Raw genomic sequence first — 15,632 nt, 5'->3', positions numbered from 1 at the left:
TTTCTTCTCCTACGTTTCTTCGTAGTTGAAGGGGTCGATTTGGTTTCGACTTCATCACTTAGCCAGGGGAAGCGTGCCGGTGCAGGCAGGAGACCACCGAAAGCGTCGCTGTAACTAATAAACGCAGAGAAGAACTCTCAGCGTGACTACGCCCTCGCTGCCTAATTAGAAAGGTCCAGCGACCTGCGTGTCCGTCAGGCCGGGGATGTCCCCGACCCGGTACCTGGCGTCGACTTAGGGGACTTGCCTTCCGGCCCTGTCAGTGGGGCCTTGGAAGGGACATTTTTCACTGACTGGGCCCGTCATCCGGACATGTTCGCCTGATCCGGAGGGCCGAGCAGAGATTCTGTGCGAACTGCGCACGGAGAAGCCCTGGTGCGGTGGTGAAGGACCCGGGTTCAATTCCCGGCGGCTCCACCGAGTGCAAACCCCAGACCCTCACGGGCCTGGGGTTTCTTCTTATTTGTGCTGGTAGTGGTAATAAATGAAAGTGCAGGAAGGTGCACCAAAGCACAATGCCGTTCATTCCGTAGACCACGTTTAGACCACGAAAACGGCTATCGTGGACCACGTATAGACCACGCAGAGACCACGAAAAAGGACGAGAACATGGCACGCCGCCGCCCAACGAAACGACAGTTCGGCACGGTCTCCCAACTCCCCTCCGGACGCTGGCGCGCCCGCTACATCGGACCCGACGGCGTCGCCGACCTGGAGGAGAAACGCAAACAGCGCAAGACAGACGAACAGACCGCGTAGTGCCATAAGCGCGGATACAGTGGTGGACATAAGCAAGGAGGTTAGCTGTGACGTCAGGGGAGTCCGTGTGGCAGGAAGGCGAAAAGGAAGTCATCGCGACCACGAGCCACGGAGAGAAGATCTACATCCAGAAGCCTCCGAAGCCGGGCCAATTCGTTCGGCGAGCCTGGCGTAATACCGGTAGGAGGATCAGGACCTCGATGGAGTACGTCGAATAGACGGCGTTATTCCAGCTGACGTTGTCAAAGCGGTTGCCCGTTAGGTCCGAGGTGGCGCTTCGTGCCTATTTGGGGCGGTTTTCACTGGGCTGCCGGGCCCCGCGGGGTGCATTTATTTGTTCTTCATGTCTCGAACGGCTGCCTCTAGTGCGGCCATGTCTTTCGCGTCTACTTTGGCGTCGAGAGTCCGCTTGTGGGCTTCCCATTGCTCCATTGCGTAGTCGGTGGCTTGTTTGTGGCTGCGGCTACCGGCCCCTGTGAGGACCTCGCGTTCGTTGAATACAAGCCATTTGTCGGTGAGATCTTTCCAGTCGCTCAGCAGCATTCCTTGACGTTTATCAGCGCGGTCTTCGGCATAGTCGAGGTACATCGTGGTCAGTCGTGCCATCTCTCGCAGTTCGTCGTCGGTGAGGTAGTTCTTAGCGACGATGACATCCTTGGTTTTCGGCCCGTTGACACTGTCCCAGTTAGTCAGGCCCATGTTGTCCTTAGCAGCGTCGGCGCGCGCGATTATGAGCTCGGCAGCGGTCTTGCCGTGTACTGCAAAGTGCAGTTTGTTCTGTATCGAGGCGAAGAACTGTTGTACGTCCGTGCGCTTGGGGTTGTAGTCGCTACTGGAGGCGGCGATGACGTCACAAATCTTGCGGAAGAATTGGCGCTCTGACAGGCGGATTTCGCGGATCCGCTCTAGCAGTTCGTCGAAGTAGGTGTCGTGGTTGTCGCTTTTAAGGCGCTGATCATCGAGTGCGAAACCTTTAACTAGGTATTCGCGGAGCACTTGGGTTGCCCATGTGCGGAATTGGCTTCCGCGTGGACCGCGGACGCGGTACCCGACAGCGATAATCATGTCGAGGTTGTAGTGATTTACTGACCGGTTTTGACCAGGTACTTTCAAAAGTTGTTTGAAAGTAGACTCTTCGCCAATTTCCCTCGACAGCGTGACTTCTTTGATGTGGTGGGAGATGGCGGAGGTGGTGACGTCGAAGAGTTGCGCCATCTGCTTTTGGGTAAGCCACGCGTCGTGTTCGGCTACCTGGAGGCGCACCTGTGCCTTGCCGTCGTCAGTGTTGTAGATGACTACTTCGTCTGGATGGGTCATATCAGTCGTGTGTCCTTTCGTAGAGGTCCTGCCAGGCGGCAAGGATGTGCGTGGTCACGCCGAGCTCCCGCGCTATCAGGTTTGGGCTGGGCCCATAGAGACGTTCCGCAAGTTCGCATTCGACAGGGGAGATAAGCATGCGTGCCGCCCACCTGTCGGCGGCTCGCTCTTGGCGCTGTGCGAACCAGCCATTCTCGTGAGTTGTATGGCCGAGAGTCGCATGCCCGAGTTCGTGGGCGAGGGTGCACAGTTCCTCAACCGGGTGCAGCCCCGGAGCGAGCAGAATCAGGTCGTGCTGGGGGAACCATCCCCCTTTGGCGCGCGGGGAAAGCCACCCCACGTCGTCGACGTCGACCCACACATTGATGGCAGTGTCCATATCAAGCAAAGCAACGTGTTTCGATGACATTAGTGCGCCTTACTTGGAGTGAGTCGTCGGCAGTTGGGTCACACTGGCAATGCGTGGTTGCAACGCTGCCTCATGGGCAGAAGGAGCAAGATGGGTCAGATCAACCGGTTCGACGAAGGTGTTTTCAAGCAACACGTCGCCGGGCTCCTTGACCCGCCAACCACGCCCAGAGATCTGCATACGCAGACTGCGGTAACGCTTGTAATCAATAAGGTCGAGTTCATGCGCGCGCCGCACAATCGCCTGGATTGAGCAACCCCACTGCGCTTTCAGATTCGTATATTCAGCAAGCGTGGTCTCTGGCGTAATCTTCCCGCCAAGCAACCCGCGAGGCATCAGCAACGCACCAGCAAACTGGTTTGCCTCCGTCTCTAACGCTGCGATGTCGCGCCGGGTGGTCGCTGCGTGTAGGACGAGGTGGCCGAGTTCGTGGGCGAGGCTGAATCGGTAGCGGTCGCCGCTGCGTTGCCGGTTGAGAGCGATGACGCGAAGCGGAGCAGGCGTTGGGGTGGAAACGCCGTCGAAGTTGGTGTCTTCGACGATGTGGTCCGGCAGTGACGTGACGATGACGCCGCGTTGGTGAAGTGCTGCTGTGAGGTTGCCGATGGCGGTATCGGGGCTAAGTGAGAGGTGTTCGCGTGTGCGTGCGGCGGCGTCCTCAATGGCCACCTGGTCTAGCGGGCCGTGCGGCAGTTCAAGGTCGGGCAAGTCGCTGGTTTGATCGGGGTAGCGGAGTTTGAGGTAGTGCTCGGTGATGGAAAACGCGGTCGCGATTTTCTCGGTTTCGGCCCGCCCAAGCCGTGCTGTTCGGAACCGTAGGTCGGGTGCCTCGTAGTAGTCGATGGGTTCTTCGAAGAACTCGCGTGGAGCCTTGGTGACGAACTGGGCGGTAGACAGGAGCCGTGGCGATAGGTTGCGTTGCTGGCGTTCGACGCTGCTTAGCGTTGATTGCGAAACCCCGAGTTCTGCGGCGAAGGCTCCTTGCGTATAGCCGAGCAGAATTCTGATGTGCTTGAGGTTCGTGCTTTCAGTGGACATGAATTGGGTGCTTTCTAGCTGCCGAAGTTAAACCCTTGATCGTCGGCACGTGTTGGGTGGAACTTGTCTTCGGTGATCGTCTCGGTCGGTGTGTGCAGTGGGATGCGCTGGGACAGTTCGACTGCTTCTTCAAGGTTGCCTTCACCATCGAACAGTTGCATCGAGAACGCGGTGACCGCGTCCGCGCCGGGATTGGGAAACTCCCAGAACAAGACGATGCGGCGTTTGTTCTCAATGAGTGGCTGGTCGGTGTTGTCGGTCGGGGAACTGCGGAAACCGTTCTTGCGGCGCACGAGCAAAACGGCGTCGTCATTCTCGAACCATAGGCGGGTGGGAAACCATGATTGTTCGCGAAGCACGAGACCGCCGAGTCCTGTTTCTTGGAACTGTTCGTACAGTGCAACAAGCATGCAATCGCGGTCGAGGCTGGGGAACTCTTTCAGTTGGTGGCGGTACGGCAGTTTACGGCGGTATTCCTCTGCTCGGCCAACTGCTTCGCGTAAGTCGTCGTACTGCTTTGTCATCGCGTTGTGGACGCGTCGCAGCAGCAATGCGTTGTCTTGGCGCCGGTGGGGCATCGGTACTCCCTTCATATAACAATGCGAGTGATATTTTCGCATTTGTGTAAAAATATCACTCGCACTGTTATATGGCTATCCCTTTGGCCTGGAATCTTCGATTTCCCCACACCTCGAGCCTGCTGGCCATGTCGAGTAGGTCGACGTAACTAGGGGTGATCGTGGTACTCGTCGTCGCCCATCTGCGGCTCGCATGGGGACGAGTCTGCGGCATACGCGTCTCGTCCCGGTTTCGGTTTGCTGCGCCAGTCCGCGCCCTTGAACTGCTTGTCGACGTCAGCCTCGCGCTGCCTGCGCTTCTCCTCCAAGTCGGCAGGCTCGGAGATATGCACCGGCGAGTCGAGGGACAGTTCGAAGTCGCCCTCGAACATCGGAGATGCGTTCACACGCTTGGTGATCTCGTCGAAAATCTCTGACCGCTCTGCGCGTCCGAGTGCTTCCGGGGCGTTGACCTCGCTGGGTCTCAGGAATCCCATTTCAACGAGCGCGTCTGCGGGCGAGACGTCGAACGCGCGAGCAATCGCAATCGCATTCTCGGCAGCGGTCCTTCCGCGATTTGCGTGTCGCAGGAGGGTGGGACGCGGCAACTTTGAAGCCTCGTCGGCCCGCGAGGGGCGTTGGCGCGCCGGGCTGTAGACAGGAGGTGTGACGAAATGAGTACAACATGGTCATTTCGGGCGTTGCCGCCAGAAATGCGGGAGGAGGCTATTGAGCGTTCCAAGATTGTGCGGCATACGCTGCGCAAGTTGCGCATTGATCTGATGCCTCGGGCTTCTCCGATGGATATCGACGTGTGGGAGCGTGAGCTTGGCGACCAGGTGGTTCAGTTGATCGCGAGGGCACAGGCGGAAAACGCCGCCCTGGTGGACAAGACGATGAACCTGGAACTGATGGCCAACGGCTGGCAAGATAGTCCGATCGGCATGCTCAACCCTGACGCGTTTGCCGGGTATATGCCGGATGGGGATCCGTTGGAGATCATTCCGCGTGCAGTAGCCAAGCGTGTTCGTGAGCGGTTGGCGCTGTATGAGGAGCCGACGCCACAGGAGTATCGCCAAGCATGGGAAGCCGGCGGCCACCTCCTGGCGACGATTACCCAAACCGCGTTGATTGATACCCAGCGAATGGCGAAAGCAGTTGCCGGCCTTATGCGGCCAAAGACGCTCTACGTTCGTATGGCAAACCCGCCATGTTGCGCGCGATGCGCGATCTTGGCAGGCAAGCGCGGCTATTGGGACAGGCCGTTTCTGCGGCATCCAGGGTGCGATTGCACACAGGTTGCAGTCCCGGATGACGGTTCCGTCCGCTTCGAGGGGCCTGGTTTCGACGTTCAGGCCTACTGGGACTCGTTGAGTGCGGCAGATCAAGACAAGGTCTTTACCAAGTCTGGTGCTGCAGCGATTCGCGCCGGGGCTGATATCAACCAGGTGGTTAACAGTCGGCTGGGGATGTCGGCGGCTGGCCAGTCGTTTACGACGATGGGCACGACGTCGCGCTCGAAGACGATGCGGTACTACTACGGGCGCCCAAAGGGGTCTGTGAAAGGCTTGTCTCGTGTTCAGCGGCTCAGTGTTCCGGAGATTATCAGCCGCACGCAGGGCGACCAGCAGCATCGTGTGGAGTTGCTGTACAAGCATGGCTACATTCGCTCTGTCCGTCCTGGCGTATTGCCGGAGAAGGTGCGCGACTTGGTTGCTGACCCGGCTCGCGCGCGACATCAGGCACTGTTCGAGGAGTTTTCGAAGATTGCGCCGTCGATTGACCCGACATTGCCGGTAGAGCACATTACAAAGCGAAAGCCTGCGAAAATCACCAACAGTGGTCACATACGCGTGAGAGGAGGCCATGCGTATTCTCAACTTTCACCGATACGTGAAGAAATACAAGCAATTCGGCAGACACATCCTCAAGCGACTCTTGCTACTGAAAAGACCTTCTTCCCTGACCAAAATGACTCGGAACTAATCGAATGGTTGAGCACTGTAAGAATCGAAGGGTTTAGCGATCCTACAAATCTTGAGCGTTCTAAGTTCGGAGGATGGAACGTACAGAAATCAGTCGTTGACCGAAACGGAAATCGCATCCTGGTTGAAATAGGCATTGGCCCAACCTCAGATGGTGCCGATTTTGAATGGCAACTTACGACTGTATTTCCACGTTACGGTGATAAAGTATTAGCACTTGATAAGTCAGGCGAAGTGATAGATAAACCATGGAGAGGAGGCTGATCGTGGACCCATACGATGCTGAACAACATCTGATGGAAGAGTTCGGAGTGGAGGACCGGCATCCAGCAAACGAACTCCGCAGCGTTTATCTGTTAGGCGACTTTGTTGATGCCTGTGAACTGGGTGTTGTTCCTGATAAAGAAATAAAAAAGTCGTATCTTGCGCTTTGGGAAGACCCCGACGAGTGGTTCGATGATTCACTTTTCACCATCCCTGCCGTTGAACTTCTTTACACCGGCGTACGGCAATTCGCGGCCATGGAGCCGCCTGTCGATGTGAACCTTCCATCTATCAAGACGCTCTTCCCTGACGGGGATTCGTAGAGTCCAGTAAGCCATAAACCCATCACTGCACGTGGTGGGTTTTTTCATGCCCACCTACCGGTGGGTTTTCGTGATTTAAGGAGTTATCCACATGAAGAATCGTGTACGTCCGTGGGTGCGCATGTTCGCTGCCGAAGCCAATGCGGGCGAAGTTGCCGCCACTGGGCAGACAAGTGCACCAAGCCAGCACACACCCCAGGAGCCTGCCAAGGTCGCAGACCAGGACGGTGGCGTCGAAAAGCCAACTGAGACCGCGCCGGGCGAAGACGAAGGCGAAGATGACAACCCCGACGCGCGTGGCAGCAAACGCGCCGTGCTCAAAGACCTCGCGACAGAGCGCGATAAGCGCCAGGCCGCCGAAGCAGCCCGCGACGAACTTCAGGAACGGCTTGACGCAATCGACCGGGAAAAGATGACCGAACTTCAGCGTGCGCAAGCCGATCTGGAAAAGGCCAACGCACGAATCGCTGAACTTGAAGCCGCAGAAACCGAGCGGGCACGCGAGCAACTCGTCACCAAGGTCTTGTCCGAGGCCAAACTCCCCGCCGAGATGGCGGACCGGCTGCGTGGCGAAACGGAAGAAGAACTCGCCGCCGACGCCAAGGCCCTCGCAACAGCGCTCGGTTTCGACCGCAAACCCGTCGACCCCTCCCAGGGGCAGGAAACGCAGCGAGCAAGCAAAGCTCAACACCCAGGACGACTACGACGCCACCGTCATCGACGAGTTCCGCAAGAGTTCTGTCATCCTTGACAACCTCATTTTCGACACCGCAGTCAACCCTGCCGGTAGCGGCTCCACCGAGTGCAAACCCGCTGGCCGTTTGGCCAGCGGGTTTTCTTGTATGTGCGGGAACTGCGCGTATGCAGATCCCAAGGAATGGCGTATTAGAACGGCAGCGGCAGCCCCGGAACCAGACCGGAGTTAGCGACGATAGCAATCACTGCCAACAGAGCTGCAGTGATGCCGGTGCCTAGCAGCACATTTGCAGTGGTGCCGGGAGCCCAGCCTTGAGCAGCATCGGATTTTACAGAAGAGATCAGTGGCTTGAATGCATTCTCGCGTTCTTCCCGGGTCTTCTTTTCAGCGGCCTTCCGAACAAGCCCAGTGAGCTGGTCACTCTTTTCATTCGCGTAGTCGAAGGCGTCCTGGTCACTCAATTCGGAGGAAGACTTTTGACCAGTCGTCGGCTCCTCAGCAAAAGCCGGGTTAGCAACAAGAGTCAGTGCGGTGGCGACAGCGACTGCTGTGGCGGTGACACGCTTCATTCGAAGATCCCTTCATCATGAGAAGAAAACGGAAGATAATGATCTGACTATCCTTGCAAGGCAGGCCTGAAGGAGAAGTCAGTTCATACATCGGATTTTAGGTCGAGGGCGTTACAGGCGGTTTTGCCGGAATGAACATGCCTAAATAGCTACGTTGCTTGCACTCTGGGCGCGCTAGAAAAAGCTCTGGAGCCTACGCGGCTCCAGGCGACAACGCTCCGGTATCCGGCTCGTCGTGGTTTCTGACTTAGCCGAGAGTCAATCCCGTTGAGTTGAAAATCTGTAGGTCTATTCCGCGTGGTGTTGCCCACGGCAGGGGCCGTTCACCGTCTAGCTCCGCAACATCGTCTAGCTCCCCGTGAGGGCAACCAGACGATCAGCGCCATGTTGACGACCATCCCCAACATGACCTGGGGAAACGTCGGGGCCACTGCGAGATCGAAAAGCTAAATCCCAAGGTGAGCTAAAGGATCTCGTAGCTGGTGACCGGGCCCTCCGTGTTCGGCTGCAATCCCAGAGCCGAGTGTCAAGGCTTTTACCGAGCGAGCGCACAGGGTTGTAAAGGAAGCGGAATAGAACCCAGGGAGCTTCAGTGGCGGTAAGCCACGCTTTTTGCTCGTAACCGAGATTAATGTGAGAACCATAGCCATAGAAGGCGAACTCGTGGATGCACCATGGAGAGGAGTCTAGATGTTGTTTCGTGAAGCCATAGAGCAGCTGAACGACGAACTCGGGGTAGTTGATAACAACTATCTTTCTCCTCAGCGTGAAGAGCGCCTTCTGCGGGCTTACCTTAATGCGGTTCGATCAGGAAAAACTGTTACGAATGCGGAGGCTAAAAGGGAGTTCCTTGAGATTTTCGAAGAGCCGATCTACTTCGAGGAAAACTTCTATTCCCCGCAAGGGGTCTTGGACGCCTTTGAATTGGCGCGGACGTTTGGAGCAATGGAGCCGGTGGTTTCGTTAAAACTCCCGAGCCTTGAGGAGATGGACCTTTATCGCAGGCACTAGCCGACTACCGAAGAACATTCCATCCGTCACAACACCGCGGTGGGTTTTCGCGCTCACTTGGCAGTGGAGTTCGTGGTTGTTGGCGGGGAGATTACGAAGAACCGTGAACGGCATGTTTGCTGGAGAAAATCGTTCGAGTCGACTTTCGGCAACACCTTGATACGACCGATCGGCAGTAATGGTTGCTGGCGATCAAATCGTCTAGCTCCCCGCGAGGGCAACCAGACGATCAGCTCCATACTGAAAACTGTCCCCAATATGACCTGGGGAAACGCCGGGTCCACTGCGAGATCGTCTAGCAGAATCCGGAGGGGAGCTAGACGATCTCGTAGCCGGTGACCGGGCCCTCCGTGTTCGGCTGCCAACCGAGTGCTGGGGCGACGTGGGTGGCAAAGTTTTCCAGGATCTTTACGTTTACGTCCACGCCCATGCCGGTCGGGATGGTGAGCAGAAGGGTGTCGGCGGCCATGACGGCAGGGTCGGCCTTGAGCTGCTCGATGAGCTTGTCCGGCTCGGCGGCGTAGGTGCGGCCGAAGGTGGAGGCGCCGACCTCGGGAAGCATGCCTACCTGGTCGGAGCCGGAGGCCTGCATGCCGAAGCGTGCCATGTCGGCGCCGTCGACGATGGGGAAGATGGACCGGGACACGGACACGCGCGGGGTCCAGTCGTGGCCGGCTTCCTTCCAAGCTGCGCGGTAGCGGTTGATTTGGTCGACTTGGATCTCGCCAAGTGTCTGCGCGGTGGTCTCGGAAACCAGGGTGGAGGACATGAGGTTCAGGCCGTCGCGGGCGGTCTGCTCGGCAGACGCGTGGGTACCGGAGCCGTAGAAGATGTGCTTGCGCAGCTCGGGTGCCATGGGGAAGACCGGCAGGGCGGAGCCGGGCTGGAACATGTTGGGGTACTGGCGCTCGAGGGGCGCGGCGGTGGCGAAGCCGTGGCCGTCGACGGCGGCCATGAAGGTTTCGAGGTGGTTGCGGGCGACGTCGGCACCGTTCGGCGCTTCGCCCTTGTAGCCGAATGCTTCCCAGCCGCGCTCGGCGACCTCGGGGGCGCCGCGGGATACGCCAAGGGCGACGCGGCCGCCGGAGAGTTGATAGAGGGAGGCGGCTTCTTCGGCGAGGTAGAGCGGGTTTTCGTAGCGCATGTCGATCACGCCGGTGCCAACTTCGATGCGCTCGGTGGAGGCTGCAACTGCACCGAGCAGCGGCATCGGGGCGGAGGCTTGCGGGACGAAGTGGTGGACGCGGAAGGATGCGTTGTTGACGCCGATCTCGTCGGCAGCTTTGGCGATCTCGAGGTGGATTCTCGCTACCTTTTCTGCCGAGGGGCCGCGTTGGCCGCCGATGGCGTAGTGCCCGAAGCTCAAGAAACCGAATGCTTTCATGGGGTCCTCCAGATGAGTTATGTGACATATCAACAAATATCATAGCCTGTGCCGAGCAGCGCAACCGAAAAACGGCCTCAACGTTGTATTGGAGGAGCTTAAAAGGTTTATTAAATCCCTTGGCGCGACCACAGCCCGGCGCTACGGTCGTGCGCATGATTTCAAAGACTGCGAAGACGTTGTCCGCTGCAACCGCCCTAGCCGCCCTCGCCGGCGGCTTCATTGGTGCTGGCACCGCGCACGCACAGGTAGCGCAGCTCTCGTCGGCCAACCCGAACCTGGACCAGTTGGTGCAGAAGGGTTGGGACACCTACACCGGCGCCGTGCTGGGCAATAAGGGAGGCATGTTGCTGAAGGATCTGCCGAAGGACGCCAAGCCACTGGCAGCAAAGGATGCAAAGGAAGCTCTCGCACAGCCGCTGCAGGCGAAGGAAGATGCCGCGATCACCCTGACGTTCACTCCGCAGGGCCGGCTCAATTACGACGACGGCTGCAACGTCGGCAACGCGACCTACAAGGTCAACGCCCGCGGTGGGGTGAAGGTGGGCACGTTCGCTGAGACCCAGCGTCTTTGCGACCCAACCCGCATGAACAAGTCCGATGAACTGAAGTCGATCCTGCGAGCGGGTCCCGCTGTGTACAAACTTAACGACGACACCATCGCCCTTGGCGCCCAAGGCAAGATGATTGAGTTTCTTGGAGTTGCATAGGCATCCCATGAAACCCCTTGAACCCGCGAATCCGGCCGCTACCGTGTGGGGCATGGGTATCAAGACTCAGAAAACATTGTCCATTGCAACCGCGCTCGCGGCCCTGGCCGGCGGCACCCTTGGTGTCGGCACGGCTGGCGCGCAGGAGCGCTCGAGCAGCATTGACCAGTTTGTCCAGATGAGTTCCTCCCTGTTTTCTAACCCGGCGGGGCAGCAGCCCGCTGGCACTGGGCTGATGGTTCCGCTTGCGGAAGGCGCGACGCAGTTGCCTAACGACCAAGTCCAGCCCGCACTGGACACCACCTTGCGTGCCAAGAACAATGACAAGGTCACCGTTGATTTCCGCCCGGACGGCACGCTGACCTACAACGATGGCTGCAACGCGGGTAACTCCACCTACCAGGTGGATACGACCGGCAGGTTGCGCGTCGGTGACCTCAACGAGACTCGCATGGCGTGCCCTCCGGGTGCGGAGGTTGCCGCGAATGATCTAAAGACGATCCTGCGCGCCGGCCCGGCGGTGTTCCAGGTCGATCCGTCCACGCTTGCGCTGGCGGCGCAGGGGCAATCGATTGAGTTTGTGAAGTTGCCGGTGCGTGTCGTCGATTAGCAATCGCGACAGACTGCAAAGCTCCAGGTCATCCTGGGGCTTTTTGCTTTGCGACGACCCCACCTCGGCCATTTACAACACAGTTTTGTAGTCTAAATGGGCGGAAACCGGGGTGCCGGTTGACTTTAAGTATGGCTACCCTAATATGTTCCAGGTAACCCTTACCTAAGTCTGGAAGGACGACAATGATCCGTTTCCCGCGCACCGCGCTGATCGCCCTCGCAGCCGCAGGCTCGCTGACCCTCGGCGCTTGCTCCAATTCCGAGCAGGCCGCTGAGACCACCACCTCTGCAGTAGCCACCTCCGAGGCTGCCTCCTCCTCCGCCACCACCGACGGTGACACCGTCAAGGTGACCGACAACTACGGCGAGAAGGAAGTGCCGGCAAACCCGCAGCGCGTCGTCGCTCTGGACAACCGCACCTTCGAGCTCCTGGACTCCTGGGGCGTTAAGCCGGTCGCAGCAGCGCGCGACCTCGTCCCGAACACCATTCCGGGTATCGCGGACGATGAGAGCATTGTCAACATCGGCAACCACAAGGAGCCGAACCTCGAGGCCATCGTGGCCGCTGACCCGGATGTGATCGTCTCTGGCCAGCGCTTCCGCAAGTACGACGAGGAAATTGAGAAGCTGGTTCCGAACGCTACGCTCGTCGAGTTCGAGCCGCGCGACGGCGAGCCGTTTGACCGCGAGCTCATCCGCCAGACCCTGGCACTTGGCGACATCTTTGGCAAGCAGGCCGAGGCTGAGCAGACCGTCAAGGAGTTCACCGAGGCTGTCGAGCGCGCCCGCACCGCCTACAACCCGGACCAGACCGTCATGGCCGTGAACGTTTCCGGTGGCGAGATCGGCTACGTCGCACCGGGCGTCGGCCGCATGTGGGGCCCGCTGTTCGACCTGATCGGCTTCACTCCGGCGCTTCAGGTGGAGAACGCCTCTAACGACCACAAGGGTGATGACATCTCCGTCGAGGCAATCGCTGACGCGAACCCGTTCTGGATCTTCGCTCTCGACCGCGATGCAGCGATCAAGTCCGCCAAGGATTCCCCGGAGGCTCTGTCCGTGATCAACGACTCTGCCGCGCTGCAGAACGTTACCGCGGTGAAGGAAAACCACGTCTACGTGGCACCGAAGGACACCTACACCAACGAATCCATCCTCACCTACACCGAGATCCTCAACGATCTGGCAGACAAGTTCGAGGCTGCAAAGTAACCCCTGAATGACACATCCAACTGCGACCACCACCCGCCCCAAGCTTCTCGATTGGAAGCTTGGGGTGGGTGTTGTCGTTGTCGTTTTACTGCTGCTGACCTCGCTTGCGGTGGGGCAGTACGACATTTTGAATAGCGACGACGGCTGGGCCATGTTCCGTACTACCCGCGTCCCGCGCACCATCGCGTTGGTGCTCGCCGGCGCGGCGATGGCGATGAGTGGGTTGATCATGCAGATGCTCACCCAGAACCGCTTCGTCGAGCCGACCACCACCGGCACCACCGAATGGGCCGGCCTTGGCCTGCTCGCGTCGTTCGTGTTCTTTCCCAACGGCACGATCATGACGCGCATGCTGCTCGCCGTCGGCTTCGCATTCGTGGGCACGATGGTGTTTTTCGTCTTCCTGCGCAAGGTCACGCTGCGCTCCAGCCTGATCGTGCCGATCGTCGGCATCATGCTCGGCGCCGTGGTCAGCGCAGTCTCCACCTATTGGGCGCTGCAGGCCGACCTGTTGCAATCGCTCGGCGTGTGGTTTGCGGGCTCGTTCACCAGCGTGATCGCGGGGCAGTACGAGGTGTTGTGGATCGTGCTGTTCGTGGTCATCGCCGTGTTCTTCTACGCCGACCGGCTCACCGTGGCCGGCCTCGGCGAAGACGTGGCCACCAACGTTGGCCTGAATTACAACCGCATCGTGCTCGTCGGCACCAGCTTGGTCGCGGTGGCCGCCGGCGTGGTCACGGTTGTCGTGGGCAATCTGCCATTCTTGGGCCTGATTGTGCCGAACATTGTGAGCATGTTGCGTGGCGACGACCTCCGCTCCAACCTGCCATGGGTCTGCCTTACCGGCATTGGAGTGGTAACGGTGTGCGACCTCATCGGCCGCACGATCATCGCGCCATTCGAAATGCCCGTGTCCGTCATCCTCGGCGTTGTCGGCGCCGCGGTGTTTATCGCCATGATTGTGAGGCGGAGCCGGAATGCGTGAGATCGGGGCGTTCCAGTCGTCGACAAGCAAAAAGCGCTACTGGATTATTATCGGCGCGCTTGCGGTGGCCGCACTGCTATTTACCGCGGGGCTGCTCGCGTACGGCAACCCGATGGAGTTCGGGTCCACCGGCTACTGGCTGATCGCGCAACGTCGCATGAACGCGGTGATCGCGATGGCAATCGTGGCTGTATGCCAAGCGACAGCGACCGTGGCGTTTCAAACGGTGACAAACAACCGAATTCTCACCCCGTCCATCATGGGGTTCGAATCGCTCTACGTCGCTATCCACACCTCAACCGTGTACTTTCTCGGCGCAGCAGGGCTGATTAACGCCCACACCTTGCAGATGTTTGTCATCCAGCTTGTGCTCATGATCGGGCTCAGCCTGGTGCTATACACCTGGCTGCTCGCCGGCAACAACCCCGACATGCACGCCATGCTGCTGGTCGGCATCGTGCTCGGCGGGGGACTGGGTGCAGTATCTACGTTTATGCAGCGCATGCTCACACCCAGCGAGTTCGACGTGCTCACCGCGCGCCTGTTTGGTTCCGTGAACAACGCCGACCCGGAGTACTACCCGTTGGCAATCCCGCTGGTCATCGTGGCGGCGGGACTACTGATCTTCAACTCGCGCGCGCTCAACGTCCTGTCTCTGGGCCGCGACGTGTCGATGAACCTTGGCGTAGACCATAAAAAGCACGCGATTTACACGCTCGTGCTGGTGGCCATCCTCATAGCGGTATCGACCGCGCTGGTCGGCCCGATGACCTTCCTCGGCTTCCTCGTGGCCACACTCGCGTACCAAGCCGCGGATACCTACGACCACCGCTACGTCTTCCCCATGGCGATGCTGCTCGGATACTGCATCCTGTCGGGTGCGTACTTTGTGATGAACCACATCTTCTACGCACAAGGCGTGGTCTCCATCATCATCGAACTGGTCGGTGGCCTGACCTTCCTAATCGTGATTTTGAGAAAGGGACGCCTGTGATTCAACTCAAAGAAGTCCGCAAGGCCTACAGCAGCAGTGTTGACATCGGACCGGTCACCCTGGACATCCCCGAAGGCGGCATAACCGCCCTCGTCGGCCCGAACGGTGCAGGTAAGTCGACCCTACTGACGATGATCGGCAGGCTCCTCGACCTCGATTCCGGTCACATCGAAGTTGCAGGCATGGACGTCACCTCGGCGCGCTCGAAGGACCTGGCCAAAGTCGTGTCCATCCTGCGTCAGGAAAACCACTTTGTGACCCGCCTGACCGTGCGCCAACTCGTCGGCTTCGGCCGCTTCCCGTACTCGGGTGGGCGCCTGACCCCCGAAGATGAAGAGATCGTCTCGCGCTACATCGACTTCCTCGGCCTGCGCGAGCTGGAGAATCGCTTCCTCGACCAGCTCTCCGGTGGTCAGCGTCAGCGCGCCTACGTTGCGATGGTGCTTAGCCAGGAAACGAACTATGTGCTTCTCGACGAGCCCCTGAACAACCTCGACATCTCCCACTCCGTAGAGATGATGAAGCACCTGCACTCCGCATCCCGCGAGTTTGGCCGAACCATCGTGATCGTTCTGCACGACATCAACTTCGCCGCACGCTACGCGGACTACATCTGCGCAGTAAAGGACGGGGAAGTTGCCGCCTTTGGTGCGGTTGACGAGATCATGCGCGACAGTCTGCTGAGCTCCATCTTCAATACTCCGGTGGAGGTTATTGAAGGTCCGCATGGACCTATTGCGTGTTATCACTAAAACCTACGCTGTACTGCGGATTTGTGTTGTTTGTGAGTTCGTGGTTATATCTTC

Annotated in this window: 18 protein-coding genes and 1 other RNA gene; 12 read left to right on the top strand and 7 right to left on the bottom strand. The window is 58.9% G+C overall.

Features of this window, described 5'->3' with window-relative positions; genetic code table 11:
* Positions 1-30 precede the first annotated feature (30 nt).
* Positions 31-420, top strand: a transfer-messenger RNA (tmRNA) gene (gene ssrA, locus HMPREF2656_RS10290).
* 189 nt (positions 421-609) lie between these two features.
* Positions 610-759, top strand: a complete 150-nt coding sequence (locus HMPREF2656_RS13135; RefSeq protein ID WP_168167562.1) for a hypothetical protein — start codon at positions 610-612, stop codon at positions 757-759.
* 330 nt (positions 760-1,089) lie between these two features.
* Here HMPREF2656_RS13135 and rhuM read toward each other — a convergent pair whose 3' ends face one another.
* From rhuM to HMPREF2656_RS10265, 5 genes are all read right to left on the bottom strand, one after another.
* The gene (gene rhuM / locus HMPREF2656_RS10285; RefSeq protein WP_070816669.1) at positions 1,090-2,076 is read right to left on the bottom strand and encodes a RhuM family protein; all 987 of its coding nucleotides are present in this window, start codon (positions 2,074-2,076) and stop codon (positions 1,090-1,092) included.
* 1 nt (position 2,077) lies between these two features.
* A complete protein-coding gene (locus HMPREF2656_RS10280) occupies positions 2,078-2,485 on the bottom strand; it encodes an ImmA/IrrE family metallo-endopeptidase (protein ID WP_070816668.1) in 408 nt (135 codons plus the stop codon).
* A 9-nt stretch (positions 2,486-2,494) separates the two neighbouring features.
* Positions 2,495-3,523, bottom strand: coding sequence for an XRE family transcriptional regulator (locus tag HMPREF2656_RS10275; protein ID WP_070816666.1), 1,029 nt, complete (start codon positions 3,521-3,523; stop codon positions 2,495-2,497).
* 14 nt (positions 3,524-3,537) lie between these two features.
* Positions 3,538-4,101, bottom strand: a complete 564-nt coding sequence (locus tag HMPREF2656_RS10270) for a hypothetical protein (RefSeq protein ID WP_070816665.1) — start codon at positions 4,099-4,101, stop codon at positions 3,538-3,540.
* 149 nt (positions 4,102-4,250) lie between these two features.
* Complete coding sequence (locus HMPREF2656_RS10265; RefSeq protein ID WP_141761075.1) at positions 4,251-4,577, bottom strand: hypothetical protein; 327 nt, start codon at positions 4,575-4,577, stop codon at positions 4,251-4,253.
* A gap of 177 nt (positions 4,578-4,754) precedes the next feature.
* On the opposite strand from HMPREF2656_RS10265, the gene HMPREF2656_RS10260 reads away from it, so the two are divergent.
* From HMPREF2656_RS10260 to HMPREF2656_RS10250, 3 genes are all read left to right on the top strand, one after another.
* Entirely contained in the window at positions 4,755-6,329 is a 1,575-nt protein-coding gene (locus HMPREF2656_RS10260) for a hypothetical protein (protein WP_141761074.1), read from the top strand.
* Positions 6,330-6,331: 2 nt separating this feature from the next.
* The gene (locus tag HMPREF2656_RS10255; protein ID WP_141761073.1) at positions 6,332-6,652 is read left to right on the top strand and encodes a hypothetical protein; all 321 of its coding nucleotides are present in this window, start codon (positions 6,332-6,334) and stop codon (positions 6,650-6,652) included.
* Positions 6,653-6,743: 91 nt separating this feature from the next.
* Complete coding sequence (locus HMPREF2656_RS10250) at positions 6,744-7,403, top strand: capsid assembly scaffolding protein Gp46 family protein (RefSeq protein ID WP_070816657.1); 660 nt, start codon at positions 6,744-6,746, stop codon at positions 7,401-7,403.
* Positions 7,404-7,537: 134 nt separating this feature from the next.
* On the opposite strand, the gene HMPREF2656_RS10245 is transcribed toward HMPREF2656_RS10250, so the two are convergent.
* On the bottom strand, positions 7,538-7,918 hold the full coding sequence (locus HMPREF2656_RS10245) for a hypothetical protein (RefSeq protein WP_070816656.1): 381 nt from the start codon (positions 7,916-7,918) through the stop codon (positions 7,538-7,540).
* Between the two features lie 690 nt (positions 7,919-8,608).
* On the opposite strand from HMPREF2656_RS10245, the gene HMPREF2656_RS10240 reads away from it, so the two are divergent.
* Positions 8,609-8,929, top strand: a complete 321-nt coding sequence (locus tag HMPREF2656_RS10240; protein ID WP_070816654.1) for a hypothetical protein — start codon at positions 8,609-8,611, stop codon at positions 8,927-8,929.
* Positions 8,930-9,245: 316 nt separating this feature from the next.
* On the opposite strand, the gene HMPREF2656_RS10235 is transcribed toward HMPREF2656_RS10240, so the two are convergent.
* Entirely contained in the window at positions 9,246-10,313 is a 1,068-nt protein-coding gene (locus HMPREF2656_RS10235) for an LLM class flavin-dependent oxidoreductase (protein WP_070568969.1), read from the bottom strand.
* Positions 10,314-10,468: 155 nt separating this feature from the next.
* Between HMPREF2656_RS10235 and HMPREF2656_RS10230 the strand changes: the two genes are divergently transcribed.
* The 6 genes from HMPREF2656_RS10230 (at position 10,469) to HMPREF2656_RS10205 (ending at position 15,578) form a co-directional block, all read left to right on the top strand.
* A complete protein-coding gene (locus HMPREF2656_RS10230) occupies positions 10,469-11,023 on the top strand; it encodes an META domain-containing protein (RefSeq protein WP_070771111.1) in 555 nt (184 codons plus the stop codon).
* A gap of 52 nt (positions 11,024-11,075) precedes the next feature.
* Positions 11,076-11,633 carry an META domain-containing protein gene (locus HMPREF2656_RS10225; RefSeq protein WP_167617522.1) on the top strand — a complete coding sequence of 186 codons (558 nt, stop codon included), beginning with the start codon at positions 11,076-11,078 and terminating at the stop codon, positions 11,631-11,633.
* 185 nt (positions 11,634-11,818) lie between these two features.
* A complete protein-coding gene (locus tag HMPREF2656_RS10220; RefSeq protein WP_070614454.1) occupies positions 11,819-12,847 on the top strand; it encodes a siderophore ABC transporter substrate-binding protein in 1,029 nt (342 codons plus the stop codon).
* Positions 12,848-12,854: 7 nt separating this feature from the next.
* Positions 12,855-13,832 (top strand): ABC transporter permease, encoded by a 978-nt coding sequence (locus HMPREF2656_RS10215; RefSeq protein ID WP_070816651.1) that lies wholly within the window; start codon positions 12,855-12,857, stop codon positions 13,830-13,832.
* Positions 13,825-14,826 (top strand): iron chelate uptake ABC transporter family permease subunit, encoded by a 1,002-nt coding sequence (locus HMPREF2656_RS10210; protein WP_070816650.1) that lies wholly within the window; start codon positions 13,825-13,827, stop codon positions 14,824-14,826. Before HMPREF2656_RS10215 ends, HMPREF2656_RS10210 begins: the two co-directional genes overlap by 8 nt.
* Entirely contained in the window at positions 14,823-15,578 is a 756-nt protein-coding gene (locus tag HMPREF2656_RS10205; RefSeq protein ID WP_070483094.1) for an iron ABC transporter ATP-binding protein, read from the top strand. The genes HMPREF2656_RS10210 and HMPREF2656_RS10205 overlap by 4 nt, the downstream gene beginning before the upstream one ends.
* The last annotated feature ends 54 nt before the right edge of the window (positions 15,579-15,632 follow it).

The organism is Corynebacterium sp. HMSC034B08 (assembly GCF_001835805.1).
Lineage (GTDB): Bacteria > Actinomycetota > Actinomycetes > Mycobacteriales > Mycobacteriaceae > Corynebacterium > Corynebacterium coyleae.
The sequence above is the reverse complement of the archived record's forward strand: the minus strand, read 5'-3'. Positions and strand labels throughout refer to the sequence as shown.